Origin of the sequence: Streptococcus sp. S784/96/1 (assembly GCF_902729355.1) — a bacterium.
Lineage (GTDB): Bacteria > Bacillota > Bacilli > Lactobacillales > Streptococcaceae > Streptococcus > Streptococcus caledonicus.
Genome location: NZ_CACVCC010000007.1, coordinates 19,475 through 34,769 on the forward strand (window position 1 = coordinate 19,475; position 15,295 = coordinate 34,769).

A 15,295-nucleotide genomic window follows, 5' to 3' on the forward strand; every position below is an offset into this window, starting at 1 on the left:
TAGTCACCCACCACCCTATTTATGAAAATAGCGATAAAGTTCTCTGCCAAACTCATTGCCAACTTCATAAATTTTTGGCCACCATTCTGATATAAACCACATGATAGCTAAGAAAAACAAAATCCCAACAGTATAACGTAAAAACCAAGGTAGGCGATTAAAGCCAACTTCAATTTGTTTATCAATTCTTCTTACTAATTGTAACATATCCATTTTTCCTATTCTTTGATTACTTTAATTTTTCGACGATTACTGAAGAAGGCTATCATAAATATAATCGGTGTGTACAGCACCATAACTCCCGGCGCAGCGATTTTCCAATAAACCTCAAAAGTGGTTCCAGCTTCTTGTGGGATTCCTGATTGCCAGAGCCAAACGGTTGTTAAAAGAAGAACAATAACATAAAACAGGGCCATTCTCAGTGTTTTACGAAACATTTTACGACGGGCCTCTTTCAGCTGAGAAGGAACTACTGTGAGTTTATCCCAACCAAATTTCTGGACTACGCTAGATTGATAGGCTAACGGATACACAACAGCTATCAGATAAGCCCAACTGGTTAAGTCAGTATAAAATAGCATAGATAATAAGAAACCTCCGATTAAGACTGTTATCATAAAAGGATAAACTTCTGATGACAATTTCTGAATCTCTAGCTCATGGTCAGTCGTAAAATCTCCTTCAATCCCGTAGAACCATTTCAAAAAACGATAATAGAACTTTGATTGGTATTCTTTTTTCATATTATTTACCTCTTAAACTTTATGGTTTAAGTATAGCAGAGGGAAGTTCTGAATCGGTTACACTTCCCTAAACGGTCATTTTTTCACCCTGAATGGTTGATTTAACAGATAACTAAAAGGCTGAGAGTATGCTTCTCAACCTTTCTTAGTATTGCTTTCTAAAATGCGCTGTTTCAGCCCCTTCATCTTGAGACGTGACACCAGACAGGTCTCCTCATCTGGAAAGACGGCTACATTGTCCTTATAGTTCAACGCCAGAATATTTTCTGGGTTGACCACATAGGAGCGATGGCTCTGATAAAGTCGTTTATCTAAGGCGATGATATCTGACAGTTTTCCATAAAATTCTAAACGCTCTGTCTTTGTCCGAAGATTGATTTTATGGGATTTTTCCGAGGTCTCAAAATAAAAAATATCACGAAAGGGTACCTGAATATGAGCGTAAGCTGTTTTGAATAGAAAAATATCCTCCTGAGGAACCCCTGTTAACTGCTCAAGAACGTATGAAACAACCTCTTCCAAACATTCGGTCAGCTCTGCATCATTTTGCCCCTTATCAATAAAATCCAAGGCTGACACCTTATAGCGATAGGTCAAGGTTAGAAATTCAGAATGAGTCGTCACAAATACGATATGTGCTAACGGATCCAAAGCTCTAATTTCTTTAGCCAAATCAAGTCCTTTGCGTAACTCATCCTTAATTTCAATATCTAGCAAAAAGAGTTGGTGACTACCCTTTTCAGAAATACTGTCTAATAGCTGACTAGGTTTTTCAAAAACATTCAGATGTCTTGCCTTGATACCTTTATTCACTAAAATTCCCGCTACAATTTTTTCCAAACGAAACTGTTGTTGTAGATTATCTTCAAGAATAAAGATATTTAACATGCTCTACACCAAGCCTAGATAGGTTTCCACAGCTTGTTGCATGTCTGCTGTCGCAACAACAGTTGTGTGACGAACTTCAGCTGTTTCCAGACCATTTACTGCTGAAGGAATAGCAACTTTAGATAGGTCATGTAATTTTTGAACCGCTGTGAAGTCATCACCTGAATCTTCTCCTGTCACAGCCTCGATAGCCACACGTGGGAATTTATAAGGGCTGGCCGTTGAAGCAATGATTGTTGGCGTGAGGTCATTTGTTCTAGCAACATACCTCTGGTAAACCGCAGAGGCGACAGCTGTGTGAGGATCTTCAATGTACTTACTTTCTTCGTACACACGTTTAATCTCAAGAGCAGTTTCTTCCTCCGTTGCATACCCTGCTTCAAAAAGGTCAAGAATAGACTGGTCAACATCAGACAAGGTATATTCTCCTGCAGTCGCTAAGTTTTCCATCAAAGCCTTGGTTTTCGCTGCGCTATTGCCCACCAAATGGAAAATGAGACGCTCTAAGTTTGACGATACTAAGATGTCCATTGACGGACTCGTCGTCACTTTAAAGTCACGTTTTTTGTCGTAAGTCCCCGTTGTAAAGAAGTCTGTTAAGACCTTATTCTCATTTGACGCACAGATGAGTTTCCCTACCGGTACCCCAATTTCACGTGCATAATAAGCCGCCAAAATATTCCCAAAGTTACCAGTTGGCACCGTGATGTTAATCTTTTCACCGTTGGTGATGTGGCCCGCTTTAACCAGCTGAGCATAGGCATAAACATAGTAAACGACTTGCGGCACCAAGCGACCAATGTTCATTGAGTTAGCTGATGAGAATTGAGCGTTATGCGCTAGCAATTTTTCACGCAAATCTGCATCATTAAACATGCGCTTCACATCTGTCTGAGCATCATCAAAGTTTCCATCAATAGCAACCACATGCGTATTGGCACCTGTCTGTGTGGTCATCTGCAATTCTTGGATTTTTGACACGCCGTCTTTTGGATAAAAGACAATAATATCTGTTCCCGGAACATCAGAGAAACCTGCCATAGCAGCTTTACCAGTATCTCCTGAAGTCGCTGTTAAAATGACGATTTTGTTGTCAACACCTTGTTTTTTTGCTGATGTTGTTAGCAAGTAAGGTAAGATTGATAGGGCCATGTCTTTAAAGGCAATGGTTGACCCATGGAAAAGTTCCAGATTGTACTGATTACCCAACTTGACAACAGGGGCAATAACTACTGTGTCAAATTTTTCATCGTAGGCTGAGGCGATACAGTAGTCAAGCTCTTCTTCACTAAAATCATCCAAGAAAGTCGAAAGAACTAGCTTTGCAACCTCTTGATAAGATGCATCTTTTAATTGTTCAAAATCAAGAGTGAGTTCTGGCAAAGCAACAGGTGTAAATAAACCACCATCTGTGGCTAAACCTTGCAAAATTGCTTGGCTAGCAGTTACTTTATTATTCTCATCGCGAGTTGATTGATAAACTAGGGTCATTGGATATCCTCATTTGTTGATAATGTTTTGTCTATTTTACCATAATTACCAGAAAATTGAAGCAAATATCTTTTTCAATTGGGTTTTCTAACCCAAGAATGAGTCAACTCCCAATATTTTGTATTGATGCGTTTTGAGGCTGGTAATGAAGAACATAGCCACCAAACTAACCAGGTAAAGACTGGCCGGGAAAAGCGTCACTGTCGAAGGACCTGACACATCTACATCTAAGAGTATTCCAATAATCACCGAGGAAAAGCCTCCGATTGATCGACTGACATTTGAGATAATATTGTTGGCTGTTGAGCGAATGTGGTGCGGGTAAAGGCGAGTAATCATAGCACCGTAGCCTGCAAACATCCCATTTACAAAGAAGCCGATAACATTCCCAAATTAGTGACGGTAGCAATCCAACCTGCCTGAGTCCCTGAAATTGCCAAATCTGCAATGATACTAGACATCGAAAATGATAAGAACATAACATTTAAATCATCTGTTCCAGACGCCACAATGGCAGAGGCAAGCGCACGTTGATTGTTTTTATCGAGTTTTAACCCCAACATAGTATTCCTCCTTTAATGCTAGCTCTTTGTCTGCCTTTATTAAATTGGAACCTACTCTATAAGAAAAGAGGTTGGGATAAAATATCTCAACCTTCTTTTTTTGATATGCGACGTCTAGCGCCTAAAAAGAGTACGACTTAACAAGACACCTCTACTTTAACATAATGAAAAAGTAGTGAGGACTTTCTCCCGTCGGAGATTTCCTCACTACTAATCTTAGTATGTTTGATAGCAATAACAGATTAACGCAGTGTTGATAGGCGGTCTGTAGGTTGACACTTCTCTCCCTTTCAAGTGTCCACCTAAAATAGTCCACTGGACTATTTTAGTACCACACAATCGTTAGCAGCCATCCTATACGAATGTGATGAATGTCGTTCATCTTATTTATTTCCAACCTCCAAAGGTCTCCCAGACCTTTAGAGCTGTGCGGATGTGGGAGTGAAACTGTCCAGTGGACAGTTTCAGCCTGAGCTTAGAGACCAGAGAGCGAGGGAAAGTCAAGACTTCGACATCATGACTTCTGTCCCACTCTCAGTGAAAGTTTCATCAAAAACCATGACTTATTAACAAAACAAGACTTCTTTTTTAGATTAACTTCCATGTCTCACAGGACATCATTAGAGTTATTCGCAATTTTTGATAGTTAATGATCATTTAGATGTCTTGGCAATGGGTTTGCTGAAATTTTTGAGAAATGTTCGTCGGATATAGCTAAGAAGTCAGACATTAGCTCAGTTGCTTCGTGTAAGAGCAGGAGAAACCTCAAAGCGATGTTAAAGCATTCATTCCTATTCCTTTTATATCTTTTAAGGTAACAGATTTGCATCTACGCCCATTCTATGACTACTGTCAAATATACCGTGTACTGTTCTAAAAGGTTATAAGAGCTAGTTCTATACCTAAATTTTATCCCAAAAGGAAGAAATAAGAAGGAATAAGCCGTTTACAAAGAGCTCTTTTAATCTTTTTTCTTTTGATAGATAGCACCTAACAAGCCTAAAAGACTGCCTCCTAGCCAAGTTAATGCTGATGGCAAGTCACCTGTAGCCGGTAACTGCTTGACCTGTTGAGGTTGAGCCATAGTTGTTGCATTAGAAATAGCTGATGTCATTGGTACTTTCGGTTTCTGTAGATTTTCAGGATTCTGTGATAACTCTGAACTCTTTTGAGTTTCAGACTTACTTGGAACTTCTGGACTCTTTTGAGTTTCGGACTTACTTGGAGACTCTGGACTCTTTTGAGTTTCGGACTTACTTGGAGCCTCTAGACTCTTTTGAGTTTCGGACTTACTTGGAACCTCTGGACTCTTTTGAGTTTCGGACTTACTTGGAACCTCTGGACTCTTTTGCGATTCTGATTTTTGTGGCTCTTCCGATTTCTCTGGGGTTGCAGGATTCTGTGGTACCTCTGTTTCTGGGAAGAATGGTTTTTCCTCATGCAGTTCAGGCTCTATCTTCTCAACTTTTCGCGTAAAGGTCAAGGTGACGCGCTTGATATATGACTTCTTATCTTTATCCTCATCCTCTTGTTTGAACACGTCATAGCCTTCTGCACCATCTTCCAATTCTTTGACACGATCTTCCAGTTTTTTCTTATCGTAGAAAGGAGTCTCTACCTGTTGACGATTTCCTTCTTCACCTGAAATAACTCTCAACAGATATTTTTCTTTGTAGAAATGAAGAAGTACACGCTTATCTGTTTGGAATCTTTCCACATAAGGGTAGTGTCCAGATTTATAAGCCTCTATCGTTTCCTTTAATTTTTCTTCCAATTCTTTTTGTGAACCATAGAAAGGATAACCAACCTGCTCTTTATCAGTACGTAGGAAAATAGTGTAAGCGCTGTCTAGAAAACCCATTATCAGTTCTTCTTCTGAAAGACCCTGTTTAGAGCTTCCCAAATCTAATCCTCTTGGCTTATGTGTAGACGAATCCGGAGTTGCTTTAGGCGCTTCTGCTTTCTTAGGTACCTCTGGCATCTTCGGAACTTCCGTTTCTGGGAAGAATGGTTTTTCCTCATGCAGTTCAGGCTCAATCTTCTTCTCAACCTTTCGTGTAAAGGTCAAGGTGACACGCTTGTTATATGACTTCTTATCTTTATCCTCGTCCTCTTGTTTGAGCACATCATAGCCTTCTGCGCCATTCTGCAATTCTTGGATGCGATCTTCCAGTTTTTCCTTATCGTAGAAAGGAGTCTCTACATGCTGGCGACTGCCTTCATCGCCAGAAATTACTCTCAACAGGTATTTTTCTTTGTAAAATTGCAAAAGCACACGTTTGTCATTTTGAAATCTTTCCACGTAAGGATAGTGCCCAGATTTATAAGCTGTAATCGTCTCCTTTATCTTTTTTTCCAATTCTTCTGGTGTTCCATGGAAAGGATACTCAATTCTCTCTTTATCCGTGTACAAGAAAATAGTGTAAGCGCCTTCCAAAAACCTCATCACCTGTTCCTCTTTTTCTGAAAGACCCTGTTTAGAGCTTCCCAAACCTAAACCTCTCGGCTTACGTGTAAGCGGCGCTGGCGCTTCTGGGGCCTTCTCAGCCGGGGCTTCTGGGGTCTTCTCAGCTGGTGCTTCTGGGGCCTTCTCAGCTGGCGCTTCTGGGGCCTTCTCAGCTGGCGCTGATGGGGTCTTCTCAGCTGGTGCTTCTGGGGTCTTCTCAGCCGGTGCTGGAGCAGACTCGGGCGCTGGGGTAGGTTCTACCCCAGGAATATCTATACTCCTCCTCTCTGATTGCTTCCCATCTTTATACACAGCAGTGGCGCCAAGTGGCTCCCCCTTCACAAGAGAGCCTAGGGGAATAGTCCATTGTCCTGTTTTTGGATCAAGTTTAATACCATTAAACCCACCCATATCAGATAACTTCCATTCATCAGAAAATTTGGTAGCTTCAGGAAAAAGATACCCCCGACTATCTTCATTAAAGATGAAGATCCCATCAAGTTTTACTGCCGCCACATCTTCATCCTCTGGAGGAGTCACAGTCACTGAATCTTCCTCTAGTCTCAACGTTGGAGGAGAAGGAGGGGTAGCTTCTTGACCTTTCGGTTGCTCAGCAGGTGCTACTTGCTTTTCTGGTTGCTCTTCCATCTCTGGATCTACTGGAACTCCTGGTCCAGGTAGAATATCCGGAAATTCTGGCAAGTGGCGCCCCTGATCTGTTAAATTTGGGAAATCTTCATCCTCGCCTCCAAGATAATCAAGTATCCCTCTTCCTTCTCTATCTAAGAGAAGAACTCCTCTATTCTCGAATGGTACTGAGTACTCTGACTCATCCCAATCCTCATCTCCATCAATAAGTTGCCATTGACTTTCTGAACTTTCAAGTCCACTTAACTCTTCTGCCATAACGACACTTGTTCCTGTCAAAAGAAGAGCCCCGACAAGGACAGAAGCTACGCCTCCCTTTAGTTTGCGAAGACTGTAGTAATCTTTTTTATTTTTTACTACCACGTGATTTCTCCTTTCTTCTGTGACACTATCCTTTTGGATAAAATAATCTTAACTACTAGTTAGTTTAAATCAAAAAAACAGATATAGCTATCTCGTTCGAGTATTCTTTATCTGTTTTCTATCTATATTCCATTATTAAGAATTAGACAAAATAAAATGGTTTAGAATCAACGTTTTTTGACGACGTTACTCTAAACCATTTACTATTTTTTAGACTTTTTGCCCAAATTCTAGTTAGATTAATCTATTATCTAGTAAAATCTAAAACTTTACGCCCTTGAATCTTACCTTCTTCCATTTCTTGGAAAACATCTGGAGCCGTTTCTACTGGCACCGTTTCTACAACAGGTACAACCAAACCTTGCGCACCAAATTCAAAAGCTTCTTCTAAATCTTTACGAGTACCTACAAGTGATCCAACAACACGAATACCATCAAGAACTGTCTTAACAATACTCAATTCCATGTATTCTGATGGAAGACCAACTGCTACAACAGTTCCACCTGCGCGAACACTATCAATAGCTTGGTTAAAGGCTACTTTAGAAACAGCTGTTACAACAACACCATGACAACCACCTGTTTTTTCTTGAATATAAGCAGCCACATCATCTACTTCTCTACCGTTAACAGTTAAGTCAGCTCCTACTTCTTTGGCAAGTTCAAGTTTATCAGCATTAATATCAACTGCTACAACATGAGCATTGAACACCTTTTTAGCATACTGTACAGCAAGATTGCCTAGACCGCCTGCACCATAAATGGCAATCCACTGACCCGGAGCAGCTCCTGCTTCCTTAATCGCTTTGTAAGTTGTTACACCTGCACAGGTAATTGATGATGCTTGTGCTGGATCCAGACCTTCTGGCACTTTTACGGCATAGTCAGCTGTAACAACCGCATACTCACTCATACCTCCATCTACTGAGTAACCAGCATTTTTTACAGAACGGCAAAGTGTTTCACGTCCAGTAGTACAGTACTCACAATGACCACAACCTTCAAAGAACCAAGCAATTGAAACACGGTCTCCAACCTTAAGTGAAGTTACTCCTTCACCCAATTCTGTAACAATACCAATACCTTCATGTCCAAGAATACGTCCAGGTACTTGTCCAAAATCACCATGAGCAACATGAAGGTCTGTATGGCATACACCACAGTACTCCACTTTTACCAGAGCTTCTCCATGACCGACTCTTGGAAGTTCATGTTCTACAACTTCAACGCCTGTACTTGCTTGATTTACTACTACTGCTTTCATAAATGCCTCCAAAAATATTTTTTATGTTCAATTAAAGAAATCGCTTACATATAAATTGTAAACGAATTCACAAAAAAAGTCAAGATGATTTTCAGTTTTTTTTCTGAAAATATAATTAACTGGTTATGTATTTTATCAGAATAAGTTTTTAGACTATTTCCTAAATAGGAGAGATTGACTTAGTAGCATCGAAGCCAAATGATATCTCATTAGTTTTATTGTAATTATTATATTAATTTTTGAAATATAGACAGCCTTTGAGCATAACATCACCGAAGATTTAACATTATCGACCTGATGCAAAAAAGAAGAGAAAGCTCTTCAATGACAGCATTCTCTTCTAAAGTTCTCTGATAATACTATTTTAAACGACCTGGACGTTCTTCGTAACCATAGTAAGCATCTTCAATAATTTCTTGCATATGATCCACCATTGGAAGGCGTGGGTTTGCTGGTGAACATTGATCTTCATAAGCAAGTAGAGCAAGTTCACGAGAATATTCCTTCAATTCTTTTTCATCAATTCCTTGATCACGCAAGTTCATTTTAATACCAAGGCGACAACCAAGATCATATACCGCTTTTGCATAAGAAGCAACTGCTTCTTCTGGTGTAGACGCTGGCAAGCCTAACATTCTTGCAATATCTTGATATTTTTCATCAGCACGGTAGTAATTATATTTAGGCCATGTTGCAGTTTTGGCAGGACGTGTACCATTGTATCGAATAACATATGGTAACAAAATAGCATTTGTACGACCATGAACCGTGTGGAAACGAGCACCAATTTTATGTGCCATTGAGTGTGAAATACCTAAAAATGCGTTAGCAAAAGCCATACCAGCCATAGTTGAAGCATTATGCATTTTCTCACGAGATTCAAAATCAGCATTCTTAACAGAGCTTTCTAGGTATTCAAATACAATCTTAATTGCTTGAAGTGCCAAACCGTCTGTAAAGTCATTGGCCATTTGTGATACATAAGCTTCTGTCGCATGTGTCAAGACATCCATACCTGTATCAGCAGCAACAAAATCAGGGACCGTCATAACAAGCGCTGGGTCAACAATCGCAATTGTTGGTGTCAATGAGTAATCAGCAATTGGGTATTTACGATTATTGGCCTTATCCGAAATAACAGCAAATGGTGTTACTTCTGAACCAGTACCAGACGTTGTTGGGATGGCAATGAATTTTGTTTTCTTACCAAGTTCAGGGAATTTGAAGGCACGTTTACGGATGTCCATGAATTTTTGAACTAAGTCATGGAAGTCAACTTCTGGTTGTTCATAGAAGAGCCACATTACTTTCGCTGCGTCCATTGGCGAACCACCACCTAGGGCAATAACTGTATCTGGTTTAAATTGACGCATCAATTCAGTACCTTTCATAACAGTCGTAATATCTGGATCTGGCTCAACCTCTGCAAAGATTTGATACGTTACATGATTGCGGCGCAGATGCAATTGTTCAAGGATACGGTCTAAGAATCCAAATTCAACCATTGATTTGTCTGTGACAATCATCACACGTTCAACATCACGACATTTTTGAAGGTATTGGATAGAGTCACGTTCGAAGTATGTTTTTGAAGGAACTTTAAACCATTGCATATTATTTCTACGTCTTCCTACTTTTTTGATATTCAAGAGATTGACAGCACTAACGTTGTCACCAACTGAGTTGCGGCCGTATGATCCACAGCCTAATGTCAAGGATGGCAAGAAGGCATTGTAAACATCACCAATACCACCAAAAGTAGACGGAGAGTTCCAAATCACACGAATGGCACGAACACGTGTTCCGAATTCTTTAGCAAGAGCTTCATCATTTGTATGAATAGCAGCTGAGTGACCAAGACCGTGGAATTCAACCATTTGACGTGCTTTTTCAAGACCATCTTCTGTTGATTCAGCTTTCAATACTGCAATAACTGGTGACAATTTTTCACGAGTCAATGGCTCTTTTTCACCCACTTCAGCACATTCTGCTGCTAAAATATTTGTTCCTTCTGGAACGGTGAAACCTGCTTGTTCTGCAATCCAAGTTGCTGGCTTACCAACGATATCTGGATTTAATTTAGCTCCGGCACAGTTTTTACTTTTAGCTTTGACACCAAAGCAAAATTCTTCAAGAAGAGCCTTTTCTTTTTTATTGACAAAATAAGTGTGATAAGATTTGAACTCTGCTATAAACTCATCATAAACTTCTTTATCAATGATAACTGCTTGTTCAGAAGCACAAACCATACCGTTATCAAATGATTTAGACATCACAATATCATGAGCCGCTTGACGGATGTTAGCTGATTTTTCAACATAAGCAGGAACATTACCAGCTCCTACCCCAAGTGCAGGTTTACCACATGAATAAGCCGCCTTAACCATCGCATTACCACCGGTTGCAAGGATTGTTGCAATGCCATCATGATTCATCAAAGCATTTGTTGCTTCAAGAGACGGTTTTTCAATCCATTGCACACAGTTTTCTGGAGCTCCTGCTGCAATTGCTGCGTCGCGTACAATCTGTGCTGCATGAGCTGATGATTCTTGCGCTGATGGGTGGAAAGCAAAAACAATTGGATTACGAGTTTTCAATGCAATCAATGATTTAAAAATCGCAGTTGATGTTGGGTTAGTTGTTGGCGTGATACCACATACAACTCCTACAGGTTCTGCAATCAATGTTAAACCTGTCACGTCATCCTCTTCAATAATGCCAACTGTTTTTTGATGACGCATATTGTTTACAACATGTTCACATGCAAATAAGTTTTTCGTTGCTTTGTCTTCAAAAACACCACGCCCTGTTTCACGAACGGCATGTTCTGCGAGGATACCATGAGCATCCAAGGCTGCTACTGAAGCTTTGGCAACAATGTAGTCCACTTGTTCTTGATTCAGTTTACGGAACTCTTCAAGAGCTTCGAGACCTTTTTGAACAAGACCATCAACGTGTGCTTGAGCTGCTGCTAACTTTTCTTCTGGGGTTACTGTTTTTTCCGCCATGTTGTCTCCTTAAAAAACATTGTTATTTTTTTCACATTTATAGTGTAATTTCATTATAGCATATATTTTAACTTTGTAAATAGTTTCACAAGGTTTTTTGAAAAATTTTGAAATTTGTGTTGATTTTTCGTTGAAAGCTTTTAAATTTTCTGATATTTAACATCATGAATTCTGTATTACACACTTTTGCAGTTTTTCCACACACAAACACACACTACTGTGGCTAATGCCTTCTGGGGTGTGTTGTGTTAGAAAAGAGCATAAGGGAAACTGATATCACGTTCCGTGATATGCTGATAGAATCAACATTTCTCTTGCCGGTAATTTTCTCGGCTACGCCTACTTACACACACTTGGATAGAGAAGCATCTTCATGATGTGGACTTTCCAACAGTTTCTGGTAAGCAACTTTCAGGACGACTGGCAGGCTATGTTCGTTTCCGAGTTTCAAATTATCGTGTTATTGCAAAAATTGAAAATAATGATTTTGTAATAACTAATCTACATGTTGGACATCGTTCTAGTATTTATCGCAGAATCTAACAGAAAAATTAGTAACTAAAAAACAGCGATGTACTACCCAAAAAAGTTTAATAATTAATTGAGGCTAAGGACTGTATTCTGTATTACACAGGACGCAGTCTTTTTTTATTTTATTTAACAAGAAGGGTGGTAAATTGATTTTTGTAATCTTTTGTCATTTAACAGTATTTATCGAAAAATCTGATAATAAAACCGAGCTGTTCCCAGCTCGGTTTTATTGTCTTTATCACCTATTGTTCAAGGTTTGCGTTTTGCTTTTTTCTTTTTCTTGAATAAGCAAAGAGCCCTGTGAATCCAGTCAACAAACCAAGGTATTGCAGAAGGTCAGTTGAAGCAGTACCGGTGTTTGGTAACTGTTTCTTCTGCTCTTTTTCTGCTGTTTTAGCTGCTGGTGCTGCTTGAGCAACTGGCTTAGCCACGCGTTGCTTGTCGCTTGATTTGGTGGTAGGAGTAATCGTATTTGTGTTTTTCTTAGGTTTTGGCATGTCTTTATTAGGCTCAAAACGTGGTTTATCATCATTGATTAAAGGATCAACTTTATCAGTCTTTTTCTCGTCTGACTTAGGCTGTTTTTCAGGCTCGACAGGCAAGATTGGTTTAATTTGCTCTTCTTTTTCTTTTGGTTTTTCACCTTCAGATTTTGGTACTTGCGGTTGCTCAGCTTTAGGTTGCTCCATCATATCACTTGGTTTTTTCAACTCAGCAAGTTTTGCTTTCAACTCAGCAACTAGAGCTTCTGATTTTTCTAGTTCTTTAGTCAATCGGTCTTTTTCAGCTTGTAGCTCTTGCCCATTGGCTTGCGCCTCTGATAAGCTCTTCTTGAGGTCAAGATTTTTCTTGGTTAACTCAGACAGTTTTTCTTCTAATTGTTTTACAGCATCTTGGGAATCTTGAAGCGATTTCGCTAATTGATCACGCTCTGACTGTAAGTCCTTTAATTTGCCTTGGTTTTCAGACAAGCGACGTTCTAAATCTGCTTTTTGTGCAGCAAGTTCTGCCTCTTTAGATTGCAGTTGTTTTTCCAAATTAGACTTTTGCGTCATCAATTCTTTGTTTTGACCCTCTAAGTCTGTTAGTTGTTTCTGCAAGTCCTTAAATTTTTGCTGATCTTCTTTAGGCAGCTGCTCTTTTGGCTGGTTAGCCAACTGTTCTTCAAGTGACTTCACTGTGCCTTCTAACTTAGCTTTATCAGCCTCTAACTGAGCTTGCTTAGCTTCCAAGTCAGCTTTTTCAGCTGATAAGGCTTGCTCGCTTTGTCTCAAAGCTTCTACTTCTGCTGATTTCTTGCCGATTTCTGTCTGACTATCGGTTAGTTTTTTATCCAGCTCTTCTTGTTTTGCTTTTTCTTTGGCAAGTTCTGCACTTAAGCGCTCTTGCTCTTCTTTAAGCTTCATGTTTTCAAGTTGAACATTCCCTTCAGGCTTAGTTTTTAGAGAATCTTCTAAAATCTTCTTCTGTGTTTCTAAAGTATCTATTACTTTTGCTTGATTATTTTTTTGGAGTTCTAAGTCCTCTTTTTGCTCTTTCAAAGTTTCTAATTGTGTTAGAGCTTCTCTATGTTCTTCTTGAAGTGCTTGTTTTTCATCACCAATGGCTTGAACGCGTTTCTCGAGTTTGTCCTTATCAGACTCCAGTTTTTGCTTCTCATGACTGAGGTTAGTTTTCTCGTCTTGAAGACGTTTGACTTCGGTATTAGATTTTTCTTGGTCTTCTCGTTGTTTATTCACTTCATCATTTAATTGTCTTATCTCCTCCTCATTTTCTTGCAACTTAGTCCTAAGCTCTCTCAGTTCCTCTTTCATCCTCTGATTCTCTTGACCAGTCTCTGTTCCTGAAAGTTTAGATTCCAAATCTCTTTTTTCATGTTGCAACTTTTCATTTTCTTGACTCAATCCATCAAGTTTTTGTAAAAAATCTTTTTGACTTTCTTTGAACTCCTCCAATTGATTTTCCAGAGCATTTGTCAACATCTTATTTTTTTCTTGTTCTTCATTTAATTCCTTAAGAAGTAAATCTTCATCATTTCTTCTTCCTTCATGAAGGTCACGCCCTGCGATTTCTTTCAGAAGAAGACTAAATAATCGCGCTCTAGCAGCATCATCACTTTCTACAAAAAAATTAAGCCCGTTCGGCTCCTTAGCCGCGATTCTCAACTCCTCAAGAGTAAACTCTTGAAGAACTTTTTTAACTTCTTCATCCTCAAACTTTTTACCTTTAATAAGGACTTTCCCCAATCTCTGAGCCGCTGCTTCTTTAGCCCAAACAGGGGTTGTTGATATGGTGCCTGCTAGCAGGGCTGCTGTCAAGGTCACTTGACACAGTTTTGTTAATTTGCGTGATCGCATAGAAAAAAACCTTCTTTCGCTGTTTAATAGCTAAATTATAGTTTATTATCCTATTAGCCACCTACCTAAAATCTGTTTTTCGTCTACTTTTTTTAGTAAAACGTACTAAGCAAGGAATGACTAAAGAAAAAGCGGCTTGGAAAAAAGCCTTCTGCCCTCTTGAATTATAAACTAAAGACAATATCATGCAGTGGTTAATTGAAGGCCTTGGAAATGGTCTCTTCTTCATTTTCAAGTGTTCGACCGAATCGTCTACTGGACAATTTCAGCCTGAGCATAAAAAAACAGAGAGCGAGGACAATCGACATCGTCATTTTTTGACGATTTAACGAATGTTGCCCCACTCTCTTACGTTTGAGACTGATATTTCTTTACTGGATGTCTTTGACTTTCATCATACGGATAATGTTACTCCGTTCATTTTCTTCCAGTTTCATCTGGATATAATCAATCGTCTCTTGTAGCTGAGGAATAATCATGTGTTCCAAGGCATTGACACGACGACGGGTTTTTTCAATTTCATCTGCCAAGAGCTGACAGGTTTTCTCAATCTCAGTCAATTCTAACAAATCCTGGCTGATGGTTTGGAAGGTATCAATGGCATCATCCATCTCACTATTGGAGTTTAAGAAACCGTATTGAAACTCACTTGTCTTCTCAGGTAACTGGACGTGAAGCTGAGGCACATCGACTGACATGATGTTTTTCTGATCAATCTGTAAATTGACAGCCTGTGTTGGCAAGGCAAAGGATTCCTCAATGAAACTTTCTGACAGGATTGACTTGGCAAGGACGAAGGCCTGCATCGCACGCGTTAGCCGCTCTTCAACCGACTGACGTAAGAGGTTATTTTGCTTAATCAAGTCAATAAAGCGACGCATGAGTTCATCTTGCTTATCCTTGAGTAATTTGTGACCACGGGTAGAGGTTTTCAATCGTTTTTTAAGGACTGACAGCTCCATACGGGTCGGTTTTACATTAAGTCTTGCCATA

General features: G+C 39.5%; 12 protein-coding genes and 1 pseudogene. 2 read left to right on the forward strand and 11 right to left on the reverse strand.

Going from position 1 to position 15,295, the window contains the following annotated elements; genetic code table 11:
* Positions 1 to 15: 15 nt before the first annotated feature.
* From GZ996_RS03690 to adhE, 9 genes and pseudogenes are all read right to left on the reverse strand, one after another.
* Positions 16 to 207, reverse strand: coding sequence for a hypothetical protein (locus GZ996_RS03690; protein ID WP_161980692.1), 192 nt, complete (start codon positions 205 to 207; stop codon positions 16 to 18).
* A gap of 11 nt (positions 208 to 218) precedes the next feature.
* Positions 219 to 743: a DUF3278 domain-containing protein gene (locus GZ996_RS03695; protein ID WP_162011348.1), complete on the reverse strand. Its 525-nt coding sequence runs from the start codon at positions 741 to 743 to the stop codon at positions 219 to 221.
* A gap of 135 nt (positions 744 to 878) precedes the next feature.
* Positions 879 to 1,631, reverse strand: coding sequence for a response regulator transcription factor (locus GZ996_RS03700; protein WP_161980694.1), 753 nt, complete (start codon positions 1,629 to 1,631; stop codon positions 879 to 881).
* Between the two features lie 3 nt (positions 1,632 to 1,634).
* Positions 1,635 to 3,122: a threonine synthase gene (gene thrC, locus GZ996_RS03705; RefSeq protein WP_162011349.1), complete on the reverse strand. Its 1,488-nt coding sequence runs from the start codon at positions 3,120 to 3,122 to the stop codon at positions 1,635 to 1,637.
* A gap of 87 nt (positions 3,123 to 3,209) precedes the next feature.
* Positions 3,210 to 3,512: pseudogene (locus GZ996_RS11835) on the reverse strand (MFS transporter); the annotation flags it as partial.
* Positions 3,488 to 3,685 (reverse strand): hypothetical protein, encoded by a 198-nt coding sequence (locus GZ996_RS03715; RefSeq protein WP_162011350.1) that lies wholly within the window; start codon positions 3,683 to 3,685, stop codon positions 3,488 to 3,490. The pseudogene GZ996_RS11835 and the gene GZ996_RS03715, both read right to left, overlap by 25 nt.
* A gap of 961 nt (positions 3,686 to 4,646) precedes the next feature.
* Positions 4,647 to 7,142: a YSIRK-type signal peptide-containing protein gene (locus tag GZ996_RS03720; protein WP_162011351.1), complete on the reverse strand. Its 2,496-nt coding sequence runs from the start codon at positions 7,140 to 7,142 to the stop codon at positions 4,647 to 4,649.
* A gap of 247 nt (positions 7,143 to 7,389) precedes the next feature.
* Positions 7,390 to 8,406, reverse strand: coding sequence for an alcohol dehydrogenase AdhP (adhP, locus tag GZ996_RS03725; protein WP_162011352.1), 1,017 nt, complete (start codon positions 8,404 to 8,406; stop codon positions 7,390 to 7,392).
* Positions 8,407 to 8,765: 359 nt separating this feature from the next.
* Entirely contained in the window at positions 8,766 to 11,414 is a 2,649-nt protein-coding gene (gene adhE, locus GZ996_RS03730; RefSeq protein WP_156806169.1) for a bifunctional acetaldehyde-CoA/alcohol dehydrogenase, read from the reverse strand.
* A gap of 357 nt (positions 11,415 to 11,771) precedes the next feature.
* On the opposite strand from adhE, the gene GZ996_RS03735 reads away from it, so the two are divergent.
* Entirely contained in the window at positions 11,772 to 11,957 is a 186-nt protein-coding gene (locus GZ996_RS03735) for a type II toxin-antitoxin system RelE family toxin (RefSeq protein ID WP_161978969.1), read from the forward strand.
* Between the two features lie 230 nt (positions 11,958 to 12,187).
* On the opposite strand, the gene GZ996_RS03740 is transcribed toward GZ996_RS03735, so the two are convergent.
* On the reverse strand, positions 12,188 to 14,302 hold the full coding sequence (locus tag GZ996_RS03740) for an LPXTG cell wall anchor domain-containing protein (RefSeq protein WP_162011353.1): 2,115 nt from the start codon (positions 14,300 to 14,302) through the stop codon (positions 12,188 to 12,190).
* A 185-nt stretch (positions 14,303 to 14,487) separates the two neighbouring features.
* On the opposite strand from GZ996_RS03740, the gene GZ996_RS03745 reads away from it, so the two are divergent.
* Entirely contained in the window at positions 14,488 to 14,631 is a 144-nt protein-coding gene (locus tag GZ996_RS03745; protein ID WP_162011354.1) for a hypothetical protein, read from the forward strand.
* Positions 14,632 to 14,673: 42 nt separating this feature from the next.
* On the opposite strand, the gene GZ996_RS03750 is transcribed toward GZ996_RS03745, so the two are convergent.
* Entirely contained in the window at positions 14,674 to 15,294 is a 621-nt protein-coding gene (locus GZ996_RS03750; protein WP_162011355.1) for a V-type ATP synthase subunit D, read from the reverse strand.
* Position 15,295 lies beyond the last annotated feature (1 nt).